The sequence below is a fragment of the Duncaniella muricolitica genome (genome assembly GCF_910574735.1).
GTDB classification, from domain to species: Bacteria; Bacteroidota; Bacteroidia; order Bacteroidales; family Muribaculaceae; genus Duncaniella; species Duncaniella muricolitica.
Window position 1 is genome coordinate 1 of the sequence record NZ_CAJTCF010000053.1, and the last position, 21,765, is coordinate 21,765.

Genomic DNA, 21,765 nt, shown 5'->3' on the forward strand with positions numbered 1-21,765 from the left:
GCATAGACTGAATATCAAAACGGAGAGCCGGATACGCTGGAAGGTGTACGTCCGGTTCGGAGGCGAGTATTTGGAAACCGGTCATGATTATATGACACGGCGCCGGGTGCTTAGCCTACATTACAAAAGTCCTGATTTAACGATGATTGCATACAATCACATGTTGAACAACATGGATAAATATGGCCAATACCCGCCTCGGTTCTGCTTCATCAACTTCGATGACCCTGAACACTCTCACCGCTGCAATCCTATTCATCCCGATTTCATGACGGATATTGCCGACGCTTACGAGTCGGCATATACCATCATGATGAACTTGAACCGCACGTGGCTGCAAAAGCAGGGAGACTTCTTCGTCGAGTCGCCAATCGTCCTGTTCGCCGCTATCATCTGGTATTTGAAGCGATTTGAGAATGGTAAATATTGCACGTTCCCTCATGCGATAGAATTTCTTTGCCGGCCATACGAACAGATATTCCCGATTCTGACAAGCTATCCGGAACTGGAAAACTATCTTTCGCCATTCATCGACGCATGGCAGGGCAACGCGCAGGAACAGCTTCAGGGACAGATAGCATCGGCAAAGATTCCTCTTACCCGCATGATTTCGCCGCAGTTATACTGGATTATGACCGGGGATGATTTCACTCTCGACATCAACGATCCGAAAGAGCCGAAGATACTGTGTGTCGGCAATAATCCCGACCGTCAGAATATTTACGGGGCGGCTCTCGGTCTGTATAACAGCCGAATTGTCAAACTCATCAACAAGAAGGGAATGTTGAAGTCTGGAGTGATAATTGACGAATTACCAACTATTTACTTCAAGGGACTCGACAATCTCATAGCAACGGCACGAAGCAATAAGGTTGCCGTCTGCCTCGGCTTTCAAGATTTCTCACAGCTCAAACGCGACTATGGCGACAAGGAGGCGGCGGTGGTGATGAATACTGTCGGAAACATCTTCTCCGGACAGGTCGTTGGCGAAACCGCCAAGACACTTTCCGAAAGGTTCGGCAAGGTGTTGCAGAAGCGTCAGTCCATGAGCATCAACCGCAATGATGTGAGCCACTCGTTCAACACCCAGATGGACAGTCTGATTCCGCAGAGCAAAATCTCGACACTGACACAGGGTATGTTTGTAGGCTCCGTGTCCGATAATATCGACCAGCGTATTGACCAGAAAATCTTTCATGCCGAGATAGTGGTGGACTCCGAGAAAGTCAAGGCGGATGAAGCAAGATACCGGCCGATTCCGATTCTTACAGACTTCAAGGATGACACAGAGGACAAATCAAAAATGAAATTTGTGATTCAGAAGAATTACGAGCAGGTTAAGAAAGATGTCCGCGACCTTGTAGAACGAGAAATAGAACGCATCAAGGAAGATCCGGTTCTATGTAGATTGCTCCCCAAAGGTATATAAACAGCAATCCCGACTCATTCAGTTACTGAATGGGCCGGGATTATCATTTCATTGCGCTTTCACATAGTGATTTATGCGCTCAGGCTTTCATATTCTTCATATTGGTCGTATTCATCGAAGTCGTCATATTCGTCGAAATCATCTTCGATATATTCGATGTCGTCCTCCTCGTCATCCGGGTCGAAACCCTCGTAGTGACCGGTGGAGGTGATTGATTTGAACACTTCATCTTCGGGGCTGTCTGTGGTGACAGCGTCTGCGAAGATTCTTACGAGTTCTTCCTGCGGAATCTCTTCATTGAAGCATCCGTCTTCTTTCAGAGCGTGATACAGTTCGGCAAACTGTGCTCTGTTAAATTGTATAGATTCTTTCATACTGGGAATTTCGGATTTAGTGGATGGACATCAGGCTCTATCGTCTTCATTGTCAAGTCTGCGCTGCACGTCTTCTTCGACGCCCTTTTTGAGGCCGTCAAGAAATTCCGTAACGCTCTTGCTTGAATCCTTTGATTTGAGCGATGATATTATGTTGTTGACGTAGTGGACTGTTACATCGAGGTTGAGTGCTGCCGCCATGTTGCGTACCAGCTCTGAGAACGAATCATCGTCCATGATGCAGCCGCCTACCTTTATGGCATGGCACAGGTGGGCGAAGTGTGATTTGGGTTTGCGCCAGCGGAGGGTGCTTTTGATGTCCGGCACACCGGTTTCAGGGGTGAATCCGGTCATGGCAGAGAGCGACTGGAGCTTTCGCGACACATAACTGTGTGCGGTATTGAAGGCTGATGCCAACGCCTCGTTGACCTGATTGAGCATCATACGGCTCTTGATTTCCGATAACTGGATGTCGGCGATAGTAAGCAGTTCCAGCGCGTAGTTGTGCATGGGTGAGCCTGTTGCTGTGACCTCATGGATGGTTATGATGAGGTCTGTGAGTTGTGCAGGAAGCTCTGCTGAGAAAAGGCCCTGACGCAGATTCTTAAATACTTCAAGATTTGTCAGGTGGAACAGATCCAAACGTCTTGTTTCCATAAACAAATAGTTTTTTGTGGTTTCGAGGCATTCAACCGTGAATGCAGAATCATAACAAGCTGAATAGTCAATTTTGTTCGTTGTCGTCTATTAGTCAATGCGTTGAATTGCTGTGTTTTATGTAGTTGAGTGTATTCAGAATGTATTTTGAACTGTCTTTCTACATTCAAAAATGTCTAAAGTGTTTTCAACCAAAAGAACTTTATCTGCTGATAGAATGTTTCTTAATGTGTATTTGAGATTTCAAGACTTCATTTTCTCCCCCAAAATTGGATATATCGAAGAAAAAATGAAAAAACGACCGAAAAAGATGCCTTTATCCGAATGGAAGGTGCTCCTTTTTGCCTCAAAGGATGCGCCACTCGCGCTGCTGCTGGACTCAATCCCGGCAATGAGGTCACGTGTTACCATAACCCATGACTTCAAAAAAGCAATAGCGGAGATTAACGGCGGCAACTATACTCACGTTATGTCTGATGTCACTCAACAAGACCCGGTCGCCAGAAGAATCATGACGTGGGTTCATATAAACCATTCCGAGATCGAAACCTGTTTTCTTGGAGTAAATGGTCATCCAAGTGGGGAGATTGATATATGGGAACTCTCTAACGGTAAGATTTTCACTCACTCAATAACTGGAGTGGACCCGCTGACCGAGCCGTTGAGTGTCCTGTATTCCGAAGAAACGCCTCTGAAATGGCTCAGTCATGCAAAATGTGAGTGTCTGCAAGTCCGTGAAAGGCTGAATCCCCGAAAGAATAATGTGGTTTTGATAATGGGTGCCGGAGGAACCGGTAAGGCAGTCCTCGCGCAGATTGCCCATTTCAGTAGCCCGCGATGCGAAGGGTTGTTTGTATTTGCCAACTGTAGCTCAGACAGTAATATCCCCAATGATACTGTATGGACGGTGGAGTGTGAGAACCGATTCCGGAAAAGCGTCAGGCACATGTTCGACCAAGCCGACAAGGGCACCTTATATATTCATGACATTGACAAACTCGATCGGGTTGCTCAAAAAATTATGTATGAGGAAATCAATAAAGTTGTGGATGCTCCTGTCGCTGACAAGAATCCCCGTCTTATAATCTGCGCCACAAACAAATACCTTGAACACGAGGTAGGCAACGGAGACTTCTCCGCTGAGTTATACGCGCTTATCAGCGACTTTATCATCAACGTTCCTTCTTTAAGCCAGTTTAAGGAGGAATTGCCGATGCTGGCAGACAATCTATTGAGGGCATATTGCCTTACGGCAAAAATTTCAGAACGGAAATTCACTAAAGATGCACTGGAGACTATTCGCGCCCATGTGTGGGATGAGAATCTTCGAGGTCTTTATCAAGCTCTCAAACAAAGTTATATGATGGCTGACTCCATGTATATCAAGCCCTCTCACATGAACCTTACGCCACATCTTGACAGGAATGACTCGCTGATTGACCAGAGCCATAGCATCAAAACAGCTTTGCTGAATAACAAAGGGGTTGTTATAAGAGCCGCAAAAGAGCTTGGCATATCAAGAAGCCATTTGTATAATCTCATGACGTTATTAGAAATCACGCATGGATTTGGCTTGCCCCCTCTAAAGAAAAAACAACGACTGGAAATGAAAAAGAATAAAAACTCCGGAGAAAATAAATAGAAATCGCCGAGACCACGACCGCGCCTGGCGGCAGCTTCGCCACCTCGACTTTTGCCGCCTCCATCTTATCAACGGCAATCGGCTCGTATCCGGCTCGCGTGAGCAGGCCCGACATAAGCCGACGGTCGGATTCGGAGGCTTCTACAATGAGAATCTTGTTCATTGTTAGATAATTTTTGAATTATTAAAATACACAGTCAGATACGTTCCATGAAAGAGCATGAAACGTATCTGATTTTTTGTAGTTATTTGTCAGAATATCACATAAGTCATGTGTTATTTGGTGCGGTTTACTATATGGACCGTTTTGCCATCCTTATCAAGCATATTCAGTCTGAGATTATTTTTATCGGCGGTTAGGACTGAAAATCCGGGAGAATCATTGCAGAAAACAGTGCCATCAATTTTTTGCGGAGTCCTCGTGAGGGAGCCGGATGTATTGACCACATAGTCGATTTTTGAATCTGGGCGGCGGATGTGCTGATAATTGTGAATATGACCGCAGATATACATATCTACATTGTGCTTACGTAGAATTGTATCGACTTTCTTCTGCATATCAGTTCGCTCAGATTCCGACTTATCGGTATAGGCATAGATGGGATGATGACCGACCACAACGATCCAGTCTTCCGTCGCCTCAGTCAAAGTCTTTTCGAGCCATTGCAACTGGGCTTCGGTATCCTGATTCACAGCATCGGGATATGTGTCGGTCTTTTTCCTGTATTTGTCAATCAAAGGAGTGGTGTCGAGAAATATCACCTTGACAGTTGTCCCGTCATCTTCAAAGGTCTTGGCGTAATATCTCGCAGGCATCTCCCAACGGCGGGATATGCCGGAATAGTCGATAACCGCCTGAGTGTTGCCGCGATATTCATGGTTGCCGCAGATAGGATACCAGTTCACCATAAGCTCCGGGTGGTCGTAGATAAGCTCATAGTTGGTCATCCACAAGGGGTCTGTCACACTCTCCACTCCGCCGTAGTGATGTGTGTCGCCAAGAGCAAGAATAGCATCGGGTCCTATTTGTTCTGCAATTCTGCCCATCGTCGCGGCAACAGGCTTCTGGTCATAGTGACCATTACGTCCGAGGTCTGACACTACCATAAGGTTCACATCGCCTTTGGCGATTTCAGTCTGGGCAATGGCTCCAAAAGAGGGGATGAGAGCCAAAGCCGCGATAAGTAATTTACGAATCATTGTTTTGTATTTTTAGAATGTTACTTTTACACCGCCGTTGAATTTCACTCCGTAATATTCCTGTTGCATCGTGTAGTCCTTGCTGCCTTGGTAATAGCGCAGAGGCTGGTTGAGAAGGTTGTTGCAGTCGGCATATACGGTTATTTTTGTTTTGCGCCCGAATGTGTAGCTGACGTTCAGGTCCAGATATTTCACGGCATCATAGTATCGGTCGTAGAATGAACTTGCGCCCATTTCGTCGATAAATGCCGAGGCATAGTTGAATGAGGCTCTTGCGGAGAAACCGCACTTGTCGAAATATAGCGAGAGATTAGCGGTATGTTCAGGGGAACCCGGCAGACTTAGACCTTTTTCGTTTTCACGACCCTCGAAATTGAAATCGGTGATGCGTGAACGTGTATAGGTATATGTTGCATAAAGTCCGAGGCATTTCATCGCCGGTGTGATGAAACTGAAATCGCGTTGCCATGCAAGCTCAACACCGAATATATTGGCATTGCCGCCGTTCTTCGGTTGAGTGAATTTCGTCCATAAATTCCCTTCGTATTCCTTGTTGTAGGCCACCTCGTCGACAATAAAGCCCTCAATGCGTTTATAGAACAGACCGGCAGACACAAGTCCTATCGACTTCCAGTAATATTCGGCATTGAGGTCTATGTTGTGTGATGTGGTTGCCTTCAGACCGGGGTTGCCCACCGTTATCTCATTGTCGCCGCGGCTTATTTTCATTCCCGGGACGAGTGCCGAATATTTTGGACGGGATATTGACTGGTTGTAGCCCGCACGGAACAGGAAATCCTTATTTATCTCCCATTTCAGAAGAAGCGATGGGAGGAAGTTTATGTAGCTTGAAGTTGCCGGCGCGGTTTTCGACACCTCTCCGGTCTCGTCGTCATAGATTCTGCCGATGTAACGCAAGTCGGTGTTCTCCACTCTCAATCCTCCCATAAACTGAAGATTGTCCGCGAGCCGTGAGTCGATGCGCATGTAACCGGAAGTGACATTCTCTCGGGCGTGGTAATTGCCCGCAAGTTCCTCAGCCACCTGTTCGCTCTCAAACTGATTTTTATCATCAAGATTCAGAAAGCCGAGAAAATATTTGTCAATGAATGTTCCCGCCTTGTATTTAGCCGAAGGCATAAAACGGTCTGTAGTCATATCGACAGTATGGGAGAAAGCATCCTTGTCAAAGGCCTTCTCATCAATGGGAGTGTATTCGTAGAAGTCTATCTCTTTGTTCTTGAACTTGCTGACGAATTTGAAGCCGAATTTGAGCTTTGCCCTGTCGCTGAGTTTTGTCTTGAAATCAAGAGCTGCCTTGAAGTCCTTCTCGACAATATCTTCCTGCTGCTGTGTCAGTTCCTTGAGTGAGAAATCATCATTGAGTGTAATAGTGGAGCCTTCCTCCGGAGTGGCAAGCGGCTCCCGCGGATTCGACAGATCAATACTGAACTTCTGTTTTTTCAGACGATAATCGATATAGCGCTCGTTAGGCCTTTCCTCGGAGGCTCTCGCATATCCTAATTTCCAGTCAATACCGAAAATGCCGAGACGGTTCTCGCCTCCGAGAGTGAAGTCCATGGTGCGTTGGCGTTCCAGACGGGCGTTGCGGTTGTCGGGCGTGCCACCTTTGGTCTGCACCCTGACATCGGCTTTCCCCTCCGGGGTCATGTCTTTCAGCGTCGTGCGATAGCGGTTTTCCCAGTCGTTGCGGTTGTTGAAGATACCTTTGAACCATATCTTGTTGTAGTCGTTGAACTTCCAGTCGAGCGACAACGAATAACTCTGACGCTCGCGGGTGACAAAATACTGCCTTATCTGATAGTCGTTGACATAGATTTTGCCGTCGTCATCTTTTTCCCATATAAATTCTGTATTATATGATCCGGCTGGCGCATTATTATAGGAGGCTGCAAGCATCACTCCGAAGCGGTCATTGAAGAAACGGTTACCGAGAGTGAGTCCGAAATTCATCTGCGCCTTACGGCTTATCCAGTTGTAGCCTGTTCCCGCTACGGCTCCGACAGTAAATCTGTGTGGAGAATTTTTCGTAACGAGGTTGATAGAACCGCCGATGGCATCGCCGTCCTGATCCGGCATAAGTGTCTTGCTGACCTCTATTGTCTGAATCATATCGGACGGTATGAGGTCAAGCTGGACATTGCGAATGTCTCCCTCGGCCGATGGCAGTCTTGACCCGTTGATTGTCACTGAACTGAACTCAGCCGGAGTGCCGCGTACCTGACCGAAACGGGCCTCGCCCTGATCATACTGCACATTGATACCGCTTATACGTTTCAGAGCGTCTCCGATATTCGAGTCGGGGAATTTGCCAATCTGGTCGGCAGACACCACATTGGTTATATTGATATTGTTCTTCTGGGCATTTATGGCTCTTTGCTGCCCGGAGAAAACGCCGGTCACTACAACTTCATTCAGTTCCCGTGATGTATCCGACATTACAATGTCGTCAACCGTCGATTCTTCCGAAACCACGATTGTTTTACTGACCGGGAGAAAACCGATATAAGTTACTTTCAGATTATGATCCCCGGATGAAAGGTTGGCAAACGAGAAAAAGCCGTCGAGATCCGTAACCGCCGACAGCTTGTTGCTGTCAATGATAACCACCGCTCCCGGCAGCGGGTTCTTCTCATTGTCAAGGATGCGGCCTTTAAGTTGTCCGTATTTCGGACTGTCAGCCGCCATAATGGTCAGACTTGAAGCAAGCGCGACCAAAAAAGTTGACATTACTTTTTTCATTGTGATTGTTGTTTTGTTTCTGATTCACGTTGCAAAATTCGCCAACTAATATTTCATGGGTTTATCAGATTTGTTTAGATTTTATGAAATAAATTGTGTCATTAAACTTTTATTAAACTTTTGAGCATTAGGACAGTATTTGACCTATTATTAGTAATTTTGCAGCATGGAAACAAAAAAGAAGATACTTGTTGTCGACGATGAGGAGGCTTTGTGTGACGGCCTCGGATTCAATCTTGAAGCGGAAGGCTATCAGGTTGACATGGCGTATAGCGCGGAGGAGGCTCTTGCCCTCAACCTTGCCGCCTATGACCTGATACTCCTTGATATTATGATGGGGGAAATATCCGGGACTCAACTGGCACGCATAATGAAGTCGAATCCGGCAACTGCCTCCGTTCCCATCATATTCTGCACAGCCAAAGACACGGAGGAGGATATGATTGCCGGTCTCGACCTCGGAGCAGACGACTACATAATGAAGCCTTATTCTCTTAATGCCGTACTCGCTCGTGTTCGTACTGTGCTTCGCCGGACTGGGGCTTCTGTCGCACCCGCCAAAACGGATTCAGATCTTGTTTCATACAAAGGATTGGTACTGTCTGCCAAAAACAGGACTTGCACGGTTGACGGAACAGAGGTGAAAATGCCCAAAAAAGAGTTTGAGATACTGCTTAAACTCATTTCCAACCGTGGACAGATTTTCACCCGTGCGGACCTGCTGAACGAGATATGGCCCGACGAGGTTGTGGTGCTTGACAGGGTTGTTGACGTGAACATAACCCGCATCCGTCAGAAGATAGGAATCTACGGCAAGAATATAGTAACCCGATCAGGATACGGTTATGGGTTCATTGAATAAACTTTCTTATCCGCAGCGTCTGTTCGTTTGGCTTCTCGGATATTCCCTGCTGATGGTCGGGTGCTTTGTAATTTTTCAATATCATAGGGAAAAGGAATTCAAGGCGGAGAAGATTGACAAGCAGCTCCAGCTCATCAACACATATATTCTTACAGAACTGAGCGAAGGGCATGATGTCCAGGATATAAAACTTGACGAGTTCAAACCGTTCAACGATATTCGTATAAGCGTAATTTCCGACAAGGGACATATAATATACGACAATACTCTTGACTCGTTGCCGAAAACAAATCATCTTGACCGTCAGGAAATCCGGGATGCAATGCTGAATGGCTCCGGCTATGCTGTAAGACGGCACAGCGAGAGTACAGGCAACTATTATTTTTACTCGGCGAGAAAGAGCAATGACGGCAATATTGTCCGTACCGCAGTGCCGTATTCCATATCGTTCAGCGGACTATTGCAAGCAGATTACGGTTTTTTATGGATTATGGGGATTATTACATTGATTATGTGCATCCTGGGCTATTTCGCAACCCGGAGGGTAGGTCTCCACATAATCAGGCTTAACAAATTTGCCGAGAACGTGGAAAACGGGGCACAGATTTCCGATACAGAACCGTTTCCCCACGATGAGCTTGGCGAGATTTCAAACCACATAGTCCGTCTATATGCCCGTCTGCAACAGGCGGTGGCAGACAGGGACAGCGAGCATCGTGCCGCTCTTCATGAGCAGCTTGAAAAGGAACGCATCAAAAAGCAACTCACGAACAATATAAATCACGAACTGAAAACTCCCGTAGCGTCAATCAGGGTCAGCGTGGAAACGATGCTGGCACACAGGAATATGAGCGATGAAAAGCAAACGTTGTTCCTGCAACGCTGCCTTACGAACACGGAAAGGCTACAGCGGCTTCTGACCGATGTGTCACTCCTTACGCGCATGGATGACGGAAGCACCTCCATCATAAAGGAACAGGTCAATCTCACTGATATAATAAATGACGTGGTTGAGGACCGACAGATACTTGCCGCCACAAAAGGGATAACAATCGAGAATTTTGTTTCCCGCGACATCGTTATGGCCGGAAATTCGCCGTTGCTTGAAGCGGTGTTCAACAACCTTATCGACAACGCCATTGTTTATAGTGGAGGAACAAGGATAAAAATAGGATTAACCGGTTTGGATAGCGACAAGGTGACGTTAACATTGTCAGACAACGGTTGCGGTGTACCATCCGAACACCTTCCAAGGCTGTTTGAAAGGTTTTATCGCATCGACAAGGGTCGGTCGCGTGCGGCGGGAGGAACAGGACTCGGCCTTTCAATAGTGAAAAACGCCGTGATTATGCATGGTGGCGAGATTATCGCCGAAAATAAATGCTCTGGAGGATTATTATTCAAAATAACATTTTCAAGGAACTCAAAATGAAGACAAAACTGAAAATTGCGCTTGTCGCTCACGACCAACGCAAAGCCGATATGGTAGATTGGGTAAAATTCAACGCCCAATATCTTTCCCAACATGAGCTGGTATGTACCGGCACGACCGGAGGGCTTATAAAGAATGCTTTCTCAGAAGCAGGAATAGATGCTCAAGTCGAATGTATGAACTCGGGTCCGATGGGCGGTGATGCCGAAATAGCCGCAATGGTGGTAAGAAACGAGATTGACCTCGCTGTTTTCCTGATAGACGACCTTAATGCGCAGCCCCACGAGGCGGACATTCAGATGCTTTTGCGTCAATGTCGTCTCCACAACGTGCCGATTGCCTGCAACCGTATAAGTGCCGACCTGATGATTTCAAGCCGCCTGTGGGATGACCCCACATATAAACCCATCGAACAGAGCTATATACGGTTTGACCGCAATTAAACTCTCTGACTGTTCGGTAGTTTTAATAAATGGTTAAGGATTTTGAAATATTCATGAAATGTTTTCTTAGTTACTTTGCAGCAGAATAAGTAATTAAGACAACAATGGAAATACTGTTTCTTTGCGTAGTAATTTTTCTGTTTCTGCTGGCTGTGTTTGACCTGTCAGTAGGTGTGAGTAACGATGCTGTCAACTTCCTGAATTCGGCAATCGGGTCTAAGGCGGCATCATTCAAAAGAGTCCTGATTGTCGCTTCCATCGGTGTTTTTATCGGTGCGGCGATGAGCAACGGTATGATGGAGATTGCCCGGCACGGAATTTTCCGTCCCGAGCATTTTTCATTTTATGACCTTATCTGCATTTTCATGGCGGTAATGGTCACAGACATCATCCTTCTCGACATCTTCAACTCGCTGGGTATGCCGACATCGACAACCGTGTCAATGGTTTTCGAGCTTTTGGGTGCTACATTCGTTGTAGCTCTTATCAAAATGGCGGGAGGCATCGGTCTCGGTTTTGATGACTTGCTTAACACAGAGAAAGCCTTGTCGGTTATTCTCGGAATATTCCTGTCTGTTGCGATAGCCTTTTTCTTCGGTACGGTGGTGCAGTTCATATCCCGCATGGTGTTCTCGTTCAATTACCGGAGCAATCTGAAATGGAAGATAGGGATATTCGGCGGTATCTGCGCCACTGCGATTGTTTACTTCCTCCTGATTAAAGGGGCAAAGGATCTTTCTTTTATGACCCCTGAACTGAAAGCGTGGATAAAAAACAATACAGCGTTAATTATACTGTCCTGTTTCGCAGTTTTTACAGTGCTGATGCAACTGCTCCATATCTGCAAGGTCAATGTGCTGAAAGTGATTGTGCTGATGGGTACATTCTCGCTTGCCGTGGCATTTGCCGGAAATGACCTTGTGAACTTCATAGGTGTTCCCTTGAGCGGTCTGGCTTCATATCAGGATTTTATAGCCAACGGCGGCGGAGATTCCAAAGGCTTCCTTATGGATTCGCTCAACGGCCCGGCAAACACCCCGATATATTTCCTAATCGGTGCCGGTGTCATAATGGTGGTGTCACTTGCAACGTCAAAAAAAGCCCGGAATGTGACCAAGACTGAAATCGGACTCGGAAGCCAGCAGGGTGGCGATGAGATGTTCGGTTCATCCCGCATCGCCAGAAGATTGGTTAGATGGACTTTATCATTTCTATCTTGGGTGCGCCGTGTGACACCGATAAAAGTACGCCGTTGGTTCAACCGCCGTTTTAATGTGGATGAGACCATTATGGATCAAGGGGCGGCTTTCGACCTCATACGCGGCTCTGTAAATCTGGTACTTGCCGGCGCGCTTATTGCCTTCGGTACTTCACTAAAACTGCCCCTGTCAACTACTTTCGTCACATTCATGGTCGCTATGGGTACTTCTCTCGCTGACAGAGCATGGGGTCGTGAAAGTGCGGTATTCCGCATCACCGGTGTGATTTCAGTAATTGGTGGTTGGTTCCTGACTGCGGGAGCGGCGTTTATCGGTGCGGGAATGATTGTCGCTGCTATGCACTATGGCGGACAATGGGTTATGCTTCTGTTGGCGGCTCTGACGATATTCATAATTATCAACAGCAATCGGAGATTTAGAAAGAAGACTGAGGAAGACAATGGCGATGCACTGTTCCAGACCATAATATCCACTCAGGATAAAACGCAGACATGGCCGTTGCTTATGATGTATATCACGGAACAACAGGAGAAATTCATGACCTATGCCGAGGAAAAATACCGGGATATAACATCAGCTTTCATAACTGAAAGTTCCGGGGTGCTGAGCAAAACAGAGTCAAGCCTTGCACGTCAGAAAACGATACTTAAAAATGCTCGCCGCAAAGAGACTCTGTGCTTCCGTCACCTGACCCGAGAGATGTCGATAGAAAAAAGCACATGGTTCTATCTCAGTAATAACTGCTGCATGGGTATACTATATAACCTGCGACGCATCAACGAAGTGTGCAAGGAACACATCGACAATAACTTCCTCCCGTTGCCGCCCCGATATGCCACTGAATACGAGTTAATCAGAACCCAAATAAGCACTCTTTTCAACGATACTCTCGGACTTATGAGAAGTGGTGACACCGAGACAATAGGCAATCTTCGCCGACACTGCGACGAAATCAAGGATACCGTTTCCGATACATATCACCGTGTGCATGACCAGCTTCGCGACGGGGACACATCGGCAATGTCTGTTCTGTATGTATATGTCAATATGCTTCAGGAGACGCAGGAAATGGTATCGTCAATCCGTAAATACCTTCGTGCGTTTGCTAAACTGCGCGACTCGGAGTTCCGTACCCGCCCGGCAAAAATCGTGATGCCGACAGTATAAAGTCTAAGGTAAGAAAGATTGTTCCTAAGGTTGAGATGGAAGATTTATTCTTCCATCTTTTTTGTATTGCAATCGTCTGAGCGATTTAATATTTATCTAATATTTCCGATATAAACGTGAAATAAAAATGAGGTTACTTTGCAACAAAGAAAACTTATAAATCATGTGCATAACAGTTATCTCCATCATATCTCTGGCAGGAATCATTGTCATGTTGCAAAGACATATCAGCAGACGAAAAATAAAGGAAAGATTTTGTCTTGTCTCTTCTGGTCGGCCTGTTGGAAAGTCGTGTTTGATTATGACGATGCAGTCATGTGGCCCGATTATCGACAAAGCATTGGAATGTCTTTCAAGCAATGACAATATTGAGGTTTGTAAGAACCATCGAACAGGATCTCAGACCATTGATATAATCAGCGATAAAGTCCGGGATTGTTCGGCAGACACAGAAGGAAAGATCGGTAAGACCTCACTATATTGCGAATATATGCTTGAGGCCACTGACAAGATAGCCGAAACGACACGGCATCTTGTCACTTCCCCCGACAGTTATATCCCGATTTCATACAAATGCGAGATTGAGACAATCCGTGGAGGAATTGTCAGGCTATCTCGATTGGCTGACGGCATCCTCGGTGTTGATGACGATATAATAAAGATTGCCGGAGACACAGGTCTGGAGAAGGATTTTATAGAACACAGCATAGCCGTACATTCCAAAGGGATGACCCATGAAGACTTTGATGAAGGAGCACCCGCATATTCCTATCTTATGCTCCTGTATTATCTTCATTCCTTTGTCAGCTCCTTTTCACAGGCACTCAGAAACATCGAAACCAACAATAAATTAAAGACAGCATGAAACAAATTTTAATTATGACGGCGGTGTTGTCCGTAATTGCAATGTCTGCCGTGGCTCAGAATAAAAATCCATTCATTCCTGAAATACACGGAACAATCCGTGCCAAATATGAATATGAACCTCAGATAGACAAGGGACGCTTCGAGATACGCAATGCACGGCTGAGCGTGGAAGGCAAGGTGATTCCCATTGTGAGATACAAGGCAGAGATAGACCTTTCTGACGAGGGAACAATAAAGATGCTCGACGCATACGTGCGACTGCAACCAAAGGATGCGTTAAAATTCACCTTCGGTCAGATGAGAGTGCCGTTTACCATTGACGCTCATCGTTCACCACATCTACAGTATTTCGCCAACCGATCCTTCATAGCAAAGCAGGTCGGCAATGTGCGCGATGTCGGAGCATCAGCGTCATGGACGTTCAATGACCGTATGCCCATTACTCTTGAAGGGGGTATATTCAACGGCTCGGGACTTACAAATCAAAAAAATTTCTGGACCGACAACTATAATTTCTCGTTCAAGGCGAATACTATGATTGCCCGGCAATTCAATATAACACTCAGTTGCCAAAAGGCAAATGCCGGGGATGTGAACGTGATGATGTACGATGCAGGAGCCTATTGGCAAAATCAGAGATGGCACATTGAGGCTGAGTACCTCCGCAAGCATTATGCCCACGGCTCTTTCGCTCCTGTAAATGCTGTTGACGCATTTGCCGCATATCGACTTCCGTTGAAAAAGGGGCTGACGTCCATATCATTCCTCGGTAGATATGACTATATGTCAGACCATAGCAAAGGTACGAAAGATGAATCCGGCAATCTAAAAATAGATGATCCTGAAAGACACAGACTGACCGGTGGTGTTACATTCAGCATGGGAAAGAAATCATTGCAGGCGGATATTCGCTTCAACTATGAGCAATATTTTTACAACGAAGGTGTAACTCCGGCAATTTCAGAACAAAATAAGATAGTCTTGGAATTTGTAGCCCATTTTTGACAATAAAGTGCAAAAAACAAAACCGACAGCATTGAATCCAATTCAGTAGCTGTCGGCTTTGCCATCTATCGTAATCCAGTGAAAGTACGCCGTGAGGCATACATATAAATAGGTTCAGCCACCATCGACTCCTTTGAGCCGGAGGATTGTGCCGGGTTCTCGACCCGCTGTGATTGCTGTGGCTGCTCATCCCGCTTGACTTCCTCGCCGTCTTTTTCATCGTGTTTAGGGGCAAGTTCGGCGGTAATCTTGCGGTCGAGGGCGGCAAGTTCGGATTTCAACGCCTTTAACTCATCCTCTTTGCCCCATGTCTTGGCGACGATGCCTTCGAGAACTGGAACATCGGCCTTGAGTTTGGCCGTGCGTTCCTCGTACTGGGCGATTATGCCGGGGATTTTCTCCAGAGCGTTGACGAAGTTCATGCAGGCGGCATGTGTGTCGCTCATGGCAATGAAGCCGTTGTTGAACTTGTATTTGTAGTTGCCTTCGACAACAAAACGGTTCTGGATGCCTTCTCTGCCGTCAACGACCGTCCGCTCCGATATTATGCTTATCGGGAAGCCATAGACCTCGCCGACACGGACGTATTTACCGTGGGTGTCGGTCGTGCGAGCCAATCCTTGCAGGTAGATGCCCATGTTCTGCTCATCCTTATACTTACAGTCGTCAAGGACAAGACTGTTGACCGGATTGCCGTCCTTGTCTCGCTGAACAGCAGACTGATACTTGGCAGCGTCTTCCTTCATCCGTGCGATAGCCGCCTCATTGTTGGCGATGTCGTGGCTGATGGTCTGGAGTCTGAAACGGGAGTCTCCGATGCCCTTGTTGAAGGATTTGCGCTCACTCTCCAATGCCGCTATGCGCTTTTCGAGTTTCGCTTTATCCAACAGGTCGGTGTTACCGCTGAGTATAGCCATGTATTCCGAGAAGTTCATGCCGTTCTTCTCATCCATCGAACCCTCGTCAATGGTTCTGGCTCCCATAGCACCGGATTTCAACTGGGCAATGAAAGTAGCCTTGCAGTGAAGAAGATTGAACTTGTAGGAGTCCAGCGACTTCTCGACAGCATAGATGATTACATCCACCTTGTTATCAGCATACAACTTGGCAATCTCGTTGCCGGCTCGTATCGCACGGCCCTCACGTTGTTCAAGGTCACTCGGTCGCCAGGGGCATTCGAGTTCATGGACCGCAACCGCTCTGCGCTGGGCGTTCACGCCTGTGCCGAGCATGGTTGTCGAACCGAACAAAACTCTGACATCACCGCTGTTCATAGCCTCGATGACAGCCTTTCGGCTACGTTCCGTCTTACACTCCTGAATGAAACGTATCTCATGCGCCGGGATACCATAATCCTCAATCAGCTTGCGCTTGATTTCGGAATAGACATTCCATTCGCCGGGCTTGTATGTGCCGAGGTCGCTGAAAACAAACTGTGTACCTTTCTGCGCGTCGTATTTGCGGTAGTATTCGGCAATCATCTTGGCGCAATGGCTGGCCTTGTTGTTCGGATCGTCGCCGTATGAAGGGTCAACGAGCCGGAGGTCAAGAGCCATCTTGCGGGCATAGTCCGTGGCAATGAGCATCTTCGCTTTTTCCTCGGTGTCAGACAATGGCGCCCTGCCGAGTATCGTGGCATCGCCACTCTCGGCAAACTTCATCAGTTTCTCGATGAAAGCCTCCTGCGCCGGTGTCGGAGGGATGTTGTGAAGAATCTCACGTTTCTCCGGCCGGTCAACACCTACATCCTCGGCGGTACGATAGTCCGTTATCTCGTTGTAGAATGCCGCCAGTTCCGGCACCTTGATGAAGTAGCGGAAACGCTCCTTCTGAATCAAGTTGTTGGTGACGGAAAACTCGAAGTCGGTTGTCTTCTTGGCGAAGATAGCCGCCCATGCGTCAAAACTGCGGATTTCCTGCCGCTCCAGCTCATTCGGTCGTAGATACTTGAAGAGCAAATACAGTTCAGTCAAAGAATTGGAGATTGTCGTGCCACTGAGAAAGGTCGCCCCTAGGTCTTTGCCTGTACGTTCCTGAATGGTGCGTATAGCATAGAGAAGATTGAGGGAGCGTTGGCTTCCGTCGGCGTTGCCGAGACCGGCGACACGGGTGTGACGGGTGTTGAACATCAAATTTTTATAGTTCTGAGATTCGTCAACGAATATGTGGTCGATACCCATCTGTTTGAAGTCCACCACGTTGTCGCGGTTCTGCTCCATCTGATACTGGATGGTGGCAATCTTGGCGGTAAGATTCTCCTTGCGCTTGATAAGACCTTTCAGCATGGCGCGTGACACGTCATGCCCCTGCTGCCTGACAACTTCAAGGTTCTCCTCCACGCTGTCAAGTTCCGCCTGAAGAATCTCCTGCTGGATTTCGGGCGACTGCGGTATCTTGCCGAACTGGTCGTGCGACATTATAATGCAGTCATAGTCGTTGTTCTTCATTTTATTGAAGAACGCCACACGGTTGTCCGCCTTGAAACTCTTTTCATCGGCATAGAGAATCCTCGCGTTGGGATAGGCACTATGGTATGTCATGGCAATTTCTGCCACATTCGCCTTCATTCCGATAATCATCGGCTTGTGGGCAAGTCCGAGACGTTTCATCTCATGTGCCGCCATACACATTATCAGTGTCTTGCCGGTCCCGACTTGATGGTCACAGATGCCGCCGCCGTTCTGCAACAGCATCCACACACAATCCTTCTGCGACTGATACACGGAGTGTATGCCGTAGCGGTCTCCGAGCATCTTCATATTGAGGTCGGGGAACGTCTGGTGGCTGCCGTCATACTGCGGACGCACAAAGCAGTTGAACTTGCGGTTGTAGAGGTCAGAGAGTTTCTCCTTGAACTCAGGCGACTGCGCTTCGAGCCAGTCGGCAAAACCGTTGCGGATTTCGTCGATTTTGGTATTGGCAAGCTGAATCGCCTCGCTGTCAGGCACCTTGATATCGTGGCCGTTCTCATCCTTTCCGGCAGACTTCTTGATGTCGGGGACGGTGTTGTGCAGGGCGTGTTTCAGAAGGCTTATGCCGTCGTATGTGCGGTAATAGCCTCTGACGCAGAATTCCTCCCATATCTTCATGTTCTTGCGTGGCGCGTCACATGAATACTCGTCCATCGAGGATGAATAGGCAATCTTTATGTCGGTGCCATACAGATTGCTCATGTAAGCGGAGTATATGCCGGTGGGTATCCACCTCTCGCCGAAATTGAAGTCAAGTTCGGCGAAAGTGATTTTTCGCGGGGTGGCTTCTTCAAGTGCTTTGAGAGAATCCTGCGCCATAGCGATATATGGCTCGATGCCGTCATATCCGGGGAAGTTTTTGATACGTTCTTCTTCGCGGTCAATCCATGCCTTGACATCCTCGACTTTCTGCACCACGTTTCCGGCGATAAACCTGTCCTTGATTTCATAATTCTCCACCAGAGGGTTATAATATATGTGTCCCTCCAGACTCTGAATCAGATTTTCCTCGGACATATCCACTAATCCGGTCATATAGTCCAGATTGACGGCACCGAACTTGTTGAGCGATGCAGATAACGCCTCCATAGGAGTATCGACACTTGTCAGTTCATCCACAGCGAATGAAACAGGATGATCGAAGATGTCAGCCTTGACAAACCTACCGTTCTCGCCGCGCTCCAATGCCAGTGCGTCACGCCCATTGGCGTCCATGAGAATAAATCTCACATTCTGTTTCTCGTTGAGATTACCGTATTTCTCCACAAACTCATCATAATACTGATTGAGGTGTTCGCGCAGCTCGGCACTTGCCTCGTGCGTTTCAGCCTCGTAGTTGTAGAGTTGCTGGTATGTCTCCGACAGGGTGACATAGAGCATGGCGCGTTTCGCCTGTTCCGGCTTCAACTCCAACGGATTGAATGTTGCTCCGTTCTTGCGGACTTCCGAGAGGAATCCGACCATGCCGTCCTGAACGACCATACTGCCGTTATGGTGGAAGAACTGAATGTCCTCCGAGAAAGGACGGGGAGACATATCCCTTTCGACAGGCTCCGGCTTTTGTGGAACCACTCTTGGCTGTCTGCCGGGTATGAAGTCGCCTTCGGTTCTTTCAATGACGGTGCCGCTTTCGTTGATAGTCTCGCCATTTGCAGCGGCTTGTTTGGCGGCTTCTTCCGCCTCACGTTCCAGACGAATTTCTTCAAGCTGGCGGTGGGCAATAGACATCATGGTTTCGTAGAATCCATTGATGGGCGGATTGTCCTCCCAGTTAAGAGAGCCATAAAACTCCAGCTCCTTTTCATTGAGCGGACGGAATTTCTTTACGGGTATGTCCTTGACTTCGACACTCGGTTTCGGCTTGGGGGCATCCTCAGCCTGTTTCGGCTGACGGCGGGGTTTGCCGATAGGCTCCAATTCGCCGAAGAGATTGTAGGCAAACAGGCGAGGGTCGGGATTATCGGTGTAATCAGGACTGCCGTCGGTCTCTATATCCTTGGCTGGTTCCATTTTTGATGAATCAACAGGAGCGGGGGCAGGCTTTGGTTCCGGCTCAGGCTCCGCTTTTGGAGGCTGATTGGGTGTAACCGTTTCAACCACCTTCTGCTTAGGTGTCTTTTTCAGCTTCGGGTCTTCCAACTGTTCGCAGATTGCCACACGTTTGCCGGCCCGCACAAGTTTGGGCAGATATGTGTCAAGAGCATGATGCGGAAAGCCAGCCAATTCAATATAATTGTCCCTGCCGTTGGCTCTGCGGGTCAAAGTTATACCTAATATTTCCGAGGCTGTCACGGCATCCTTGCCGAATATTTCATAGAAATCACCCACACGGAAAAGAAGTACAGCATCAGGATGTTTCTTTTTCATCTCCTGATACTGTTGCATCAGAGGTGTATTGGTATGGCTCGACTTTTTTTCAGCTCTTGGAACTTCCACCTTCGCATCCTGCTTGGGTGTAGGAGTTGGCGTAACAGGGTCAGGTGTAGGCGGCTTAATGCCTTTGGAATTATACAATTCCAGATTCAGGCGCAGGTGCAACGACTCGTCGAGTGCCTTACGCAAGTCTTGTGCAATGCCATCGACACCTCCGTCATGGTGGTACACGATAGCAGGTTTGCCATACTGGTCATTGCCAACCTTGGCGTCGGTGCATATAACATTCTGCGGAAACGCCTGAAAGAACTTGTTGCCTGGCACTTTTGTACCCCGGTCAACTACCGATTGAATGAAAAACTCTTCATCAGCCGACAAAGACTTCTTTTCGGTGTGCTTCTGGAAAATAATCAGGTCAGAGCCGACATCTGTTCCAGCATTTTCGCTGAACGTATTGTTGGGCAGACGCAGAGCCGCCACAAGGTCAGCCTTTTTCACAAGCTCCATTCTTATGAAAGGCGAAGCGGCGTTCATTACACCCTGCGATGTGATAAAGGCAATCAGGCCTCCTTCTCTCACTTGGTCAAGACCTTTGAGAAAGAAGTAATTGTGCAACGACTTGGAAGCCTGACGATAGCCAATCTCCTTGCTAACGGCATAAGCCGGGTCTGCAACCGCGAAATCTCCGAAAGGAACATTGGAGGCAGCAACATCAAAGTAACCGTTGAAGTCACTCTCAATCTTCTCGAACCTCTCTATGCGTGTCAGCATTGACGGGTGCAGGGCTGACAAGATTTTACCGGTGAGCAAGTCCTTTTCGTAAGCCAACACCTCGGCTCCGGGGTATCTGTCATTGCGCAGGAAAGAGTCGATAAACGCTCCCTGTCCGGCAGACGGTTCAAGAAAACTTTTTATCTCTACACCCTGATATTTAAGCGCATCGGAAATAGCATCAACAATACGGTTGTCGGTATAGAATGCTGTCAGCGTTGACGCCTTCAACGACTCCATATAGCGGTTAAACTCCTTATCATCACGAGAATAATCGTGAATCAGCCGACGCAGCTCTACCGTAGGCGCGAACAGTTCAATGTCGCTCTTGCTCCACTTGGCGGCATCCGCCAGTTCATTGGCATCGTTGAGAATACACTTCAACCCACCGAATCCGGCATACTTGCGCAGCACTGCAATCTCCTCGGCAGTCTGCGCCCCGCGCCCCTTGACACCGAGACTAAACGCCATCCGTATCGCCTCGATGTTGTCGCGCATTGTTTGTAGTCTATTGTAACTCATTGCGGTATTGTTCTAAAATGTCCGCAATGGTACCCGCTAACTCGTTCTGTAGCCTCGGGTAATCTTCTCTGCTGAGGAAGTCCCCGTTGACTTCATACTTGTCAAGTATGGCGTTGACGTAACGGAGTCCGAGCAGTAATTCTGCCCACTCAATTTTTGCTTCTTCAGTCGGCAGGTCGTTGTGGAACAGTTCTTCAAGGAGGTTGAATATCACATCCCAACGGGACACATAGTGACCTTCGAGAAGAACACGCATGGCGAGTTCCTCGGCTACGGACTGACTGCGCCCTTCGAGGATAAGGTGGGTCATGGTCTTATATGCTTCGCCGGCGCGGGTATTGATAAACTCTGGGTCTGTTAATTCGGGAAAGCGGTGGTCACGTAGGTGACCGTAGAGATAGGCTGCGAAATAGTCCATCTCATTTTCATGAGATTGTTTCATTATGGTGGGGAATTTAGTGGTTTGCCGAAATCCTGTTTGCTTAAAGTGGTGTATGGTAGGCATATAAGCAAAAGGACACCGGGTTCCCGCCCGATGTCCAACCACTAAATCCACGTCAAAAATGA

13 protein-coding genes and 1 pseudogene are annotated in these 21,765 nt (G+C 47.6%); 8 read left to right on the forward strand and 6 right to left on the reverse strand.

The window, feature by feature from the left end; all coding sequences use genetic code 11:
- Positions 1-121: 121 nt before the first annotated feature.
- A pseudogene (locus tag QGT73_RS11780) lies at positions 122-1,429 on the forward strand (TraM recognition domain-containing protein); the annotation flags it as partial.
- Between the two features lie 71 nt (positions 1,430-1,500).
- On the opposite strand, the gene QGT73_RS11785 reads toward QGT73_RS11780, so the two are convergent.
- Positions 1,501-1,803, reverse strand: a complete 303-nt coding sequence (locus QGT73_RS11785) for a hypothetical protein (protein WP_123486091.1) — start codon at positions 1,801-1,803, stop codon at positions 1,501-1,503.
- 30 nt (positions 1,804-1,833) lie between these two features.
- Positions 1,834-2,460 carry an RteC domain-containing protein gene (locus QGT73_RS11790; RefSeq protein ID WP_123486092.1) on the reverse strand — a complete coding sequence of 209 codons (627 nt, stop codon included), beginning with the start codon at positions 2,458-2,460 and terminating at the stop codon, positions 1,834-1,836.
- Positions 2,461-2,632: 172 nt separating this feature from the next.
- Here QGT73_RS11790 and QGT73_RS11795 point away from each other — a divergent pair, with 172 nt between their 5' ends.
- Entirely contained in the window at positions 2,633-4,102 is a 1,470-nt protein-coding gene (locus tag QGT73_RS11795; RefSeq protein WP_123486093.1) for a sigma 54-interacting transcriptional regulator, read from the forward strand.
- Between the two features lie 276 nt (positions 4,103-4,378).
- Here the strand turns inward: QGT73_RS11795 and QGT73_RS11800 are convergent, their stop codons facing one another.
- Positions 4,379-5,302 carry a metallophosphoesterase gene (locus QGT73_RS11800; protein ID WP_107036775.1) on the reverse strand — a complete coding sequence of 308 codons (924 nt, stop codon included), beginning with the start codon at positions 5,300-5,302 and terminating at the stop codon, positions 4,379-4,381.
- A 12-nt stretch (positions 5,303-5,314) separates the two neighbouring features.
- A complete protein-coding gene (locus QGT73_RS11805) occupies positions 5,315-8,065 on the reverse strand; it encodes a TonB-dependent receptor (RefSeq protein ID WP_123486094.1) in 2,751 nt (916 codons plus the stop codon).
- Positions 8,066-8,231: 166 nt separating this feature from the next.
- Between QGT73_RS11805 and QGT73_RS11810 the strand changes: the two genes are divergently transcribed.
- The 6 genes from QGT73_RS11810 (at position 8,232) to QGT73_RS11835 (ending at position 15,061) form a co-directional block, all read left to right on the forward strand.
- The gene (locus QGT73_RS11810) at positions 8,232-8,927 is read left to right on the forward strand and encodes a response regulator transcription factor (protein ID WP_107036773.1); all 696 of its coding nucleotides are present in this window, start codon (positions 8,232-8,234) and stop codon (positions 8,925-8,927) included.
- Positions 8,911-10,359, forward strand: coding sequence for a sensor histidine kinase (locus QGT73_RS11815; RefSeq protein ID WP_123486095.1), 1,449 nt, complete (start codon positions 8,911-8,913; stop codon positions 10,357-10,359). Before QGT73_RS11810 ends, QGT73_RS11815 begins: the two co-directional genes overlap by 17 nt.
- Entirely contained in the window at positions 10,356-10,802 is a 447-nt protein-coding gene (locus tag QGT73_RS11820) for a methylglyoxal synthase (RefSeq protein WP_123486096.1), read from the forward strand. The genes QGT73_RS11815 and QGT73_RS11820 overlap by 4 nt, the downstream gene beginning before the upstream one ends.
- 104 nt (positions 10,803-10,906) lie before the next feature.
- Positions 10,907-13,189, forward strand: a complete 2,283-nt coding sequence (locus tag QGT73_RS11825; protein ID WP_123486097.1) for an inorganic phosphate transporter — start codon at positions 10,907-10,909, stop codon at positions 13,187-13,189.
- A gap of 490 nt (positions 13,190-13,679) precedes the next feature.
- Positions 13,680-14,054, forward strand: coding sequence for a hypothetical protein (locus QGT73_RS11830; RefSeq protein WP_123486098.1), 375 nt, complete (start codon positions 13,680-13,682; stop codon positions 14,052-14,054).
- Positions 14,051-15,061, forward strand: coding sequence for a porin (locus QGT73_RS11835; protein ID WP_123486099.1), 1,011 nt, complete (start codon positions 14,051-14,053; stop codon positions 15,059-15,061). Before QGT73_RS11830 ends, QGT73_RS11835 begins: the two co-directional genes overlap by 4 nt.
- 65 nt (positions 15,062-15,126) lie before the next feature.
- Here the strand turns inward: QGT73_RS11835 and QGT73_RS11840 are convergent, their stop codons facing one another.
- Positions 15,127-21,198, reverse strand: a complete 6,072-nt coding sequence (locus tag QGT73_RS11840; protein WP_280122517.1) for a MutS N-terminal domain-containing protein — start codon at positions 21,196-21,198, stop codon at positions 15,127-15,129.
- Complete coding sequence (locus tag QGT73_RS11845; RefSeq protein ID WP_160631018.1) at positions 21,185-21,640, reverse strand: DUF1896 family protein; 456 nt, start codon at positions 21,638-21,640, stop codon at positions 21,185-21,187. Before QGT73_RS11845 ends, QGT73_RS11840 begins: the two co-directional genes overlap by 14 nt.
- Between the last annotated feature and the right edge of the window lie 125 nt (positions 21,641-21,765).

Bases quoted from the DNA above. Each gene is read 5' to 3' on its own strand.
- QGT73_RS11785 (WP_123486091.1), bottom strand. From the start codon at position 1,803: ATGAAAGAATCTATACAATTTAACAGAGCACAGTTTGCCGAACTGTAT.
- QGT73_RS11790 (WP_123486092.1), bottom strand. From the start codon at position 2,460: ATGGAAACAAGACGTTTGGATCTGTTCCACCTGACAAATCTTGAAGTA.
- QGT73_RS11795 (WP_123486093.1), top strand. From the start codon at position 2,633: ATGTCTAAAGTGTTTTCAACCAAAAGAACTTTATCTGCTGATAGAATG.
- QGT73_RS11800 (WP_107036775.1), bottom strand. From the start codon at position 5,302: ATGATTCGTAAATTACTTATCGCGGCTTTGGCTCTCATCCCCTCTTTT.
- QGT73_RS11805 (WP_123486094.1), bottom strand. From the start codon at position 8,065: ATGAAAAAAGTAATGTCAACTTTTTTGGTCGCGCTTGCTTCAAGTCTG.
- QGT73_RS11810 (WP_107036773.1), top strand. From the start codon at position 8,232: ATGGAAACAAAAAAGAAGATACTTGTTGTCGACGATGAGGAGGCTTTG.
- QGT73_RS11815 (WP_123486095.1), top strand. From the start codon at position 8,911: ATGGGTTCATTGAATAAACTTTCTTATCCGCAGCGTCTGTTCGTTTGG.
- QGT73_RS11820 (WP_123486096.1), top strand. From the start codon at position 10,356: ATGAAGACAAAACTGAAAATTGCGCTTGTCGCTCACGACCAACGCAAA.
- QGT73_RS11825 (WP_123486097.1), top strand. From the start codon at position 10,907: ATGGAAATACTGTTTCTTTGCGTAGTAATTTTTCTGTTTCTGCTGGCT.
- QGT73_RS11830 (WP_123486098.1), top strand. From the start codon at position 13,680: ATGCTTGAGGCCACTGACAAGATAGCCGAAACGACACGGCATCTTGTC.
- QGT73_RS11835 (WP_123486099.1), top strand. From the start codon at position 14,051: ATGAAACAAATTTTAATTATGACGGCGGTGTTGTCCGTAATTGCAATG.
- QGT73_RS11840 (WP_280122517.1), bottom strand. From the start codon at position 21,198: ATGAGTTACAATAGACTACAAACAATGCGCGACAACATCGAGGCGATA.
- QGT73_RS11845 (WP_160631018.1), bottom strand. From the start codon at position 21,640: ATGAAACAATCTCATGAAAATGAGATGGACTATTTCGCAGCCTATCTC.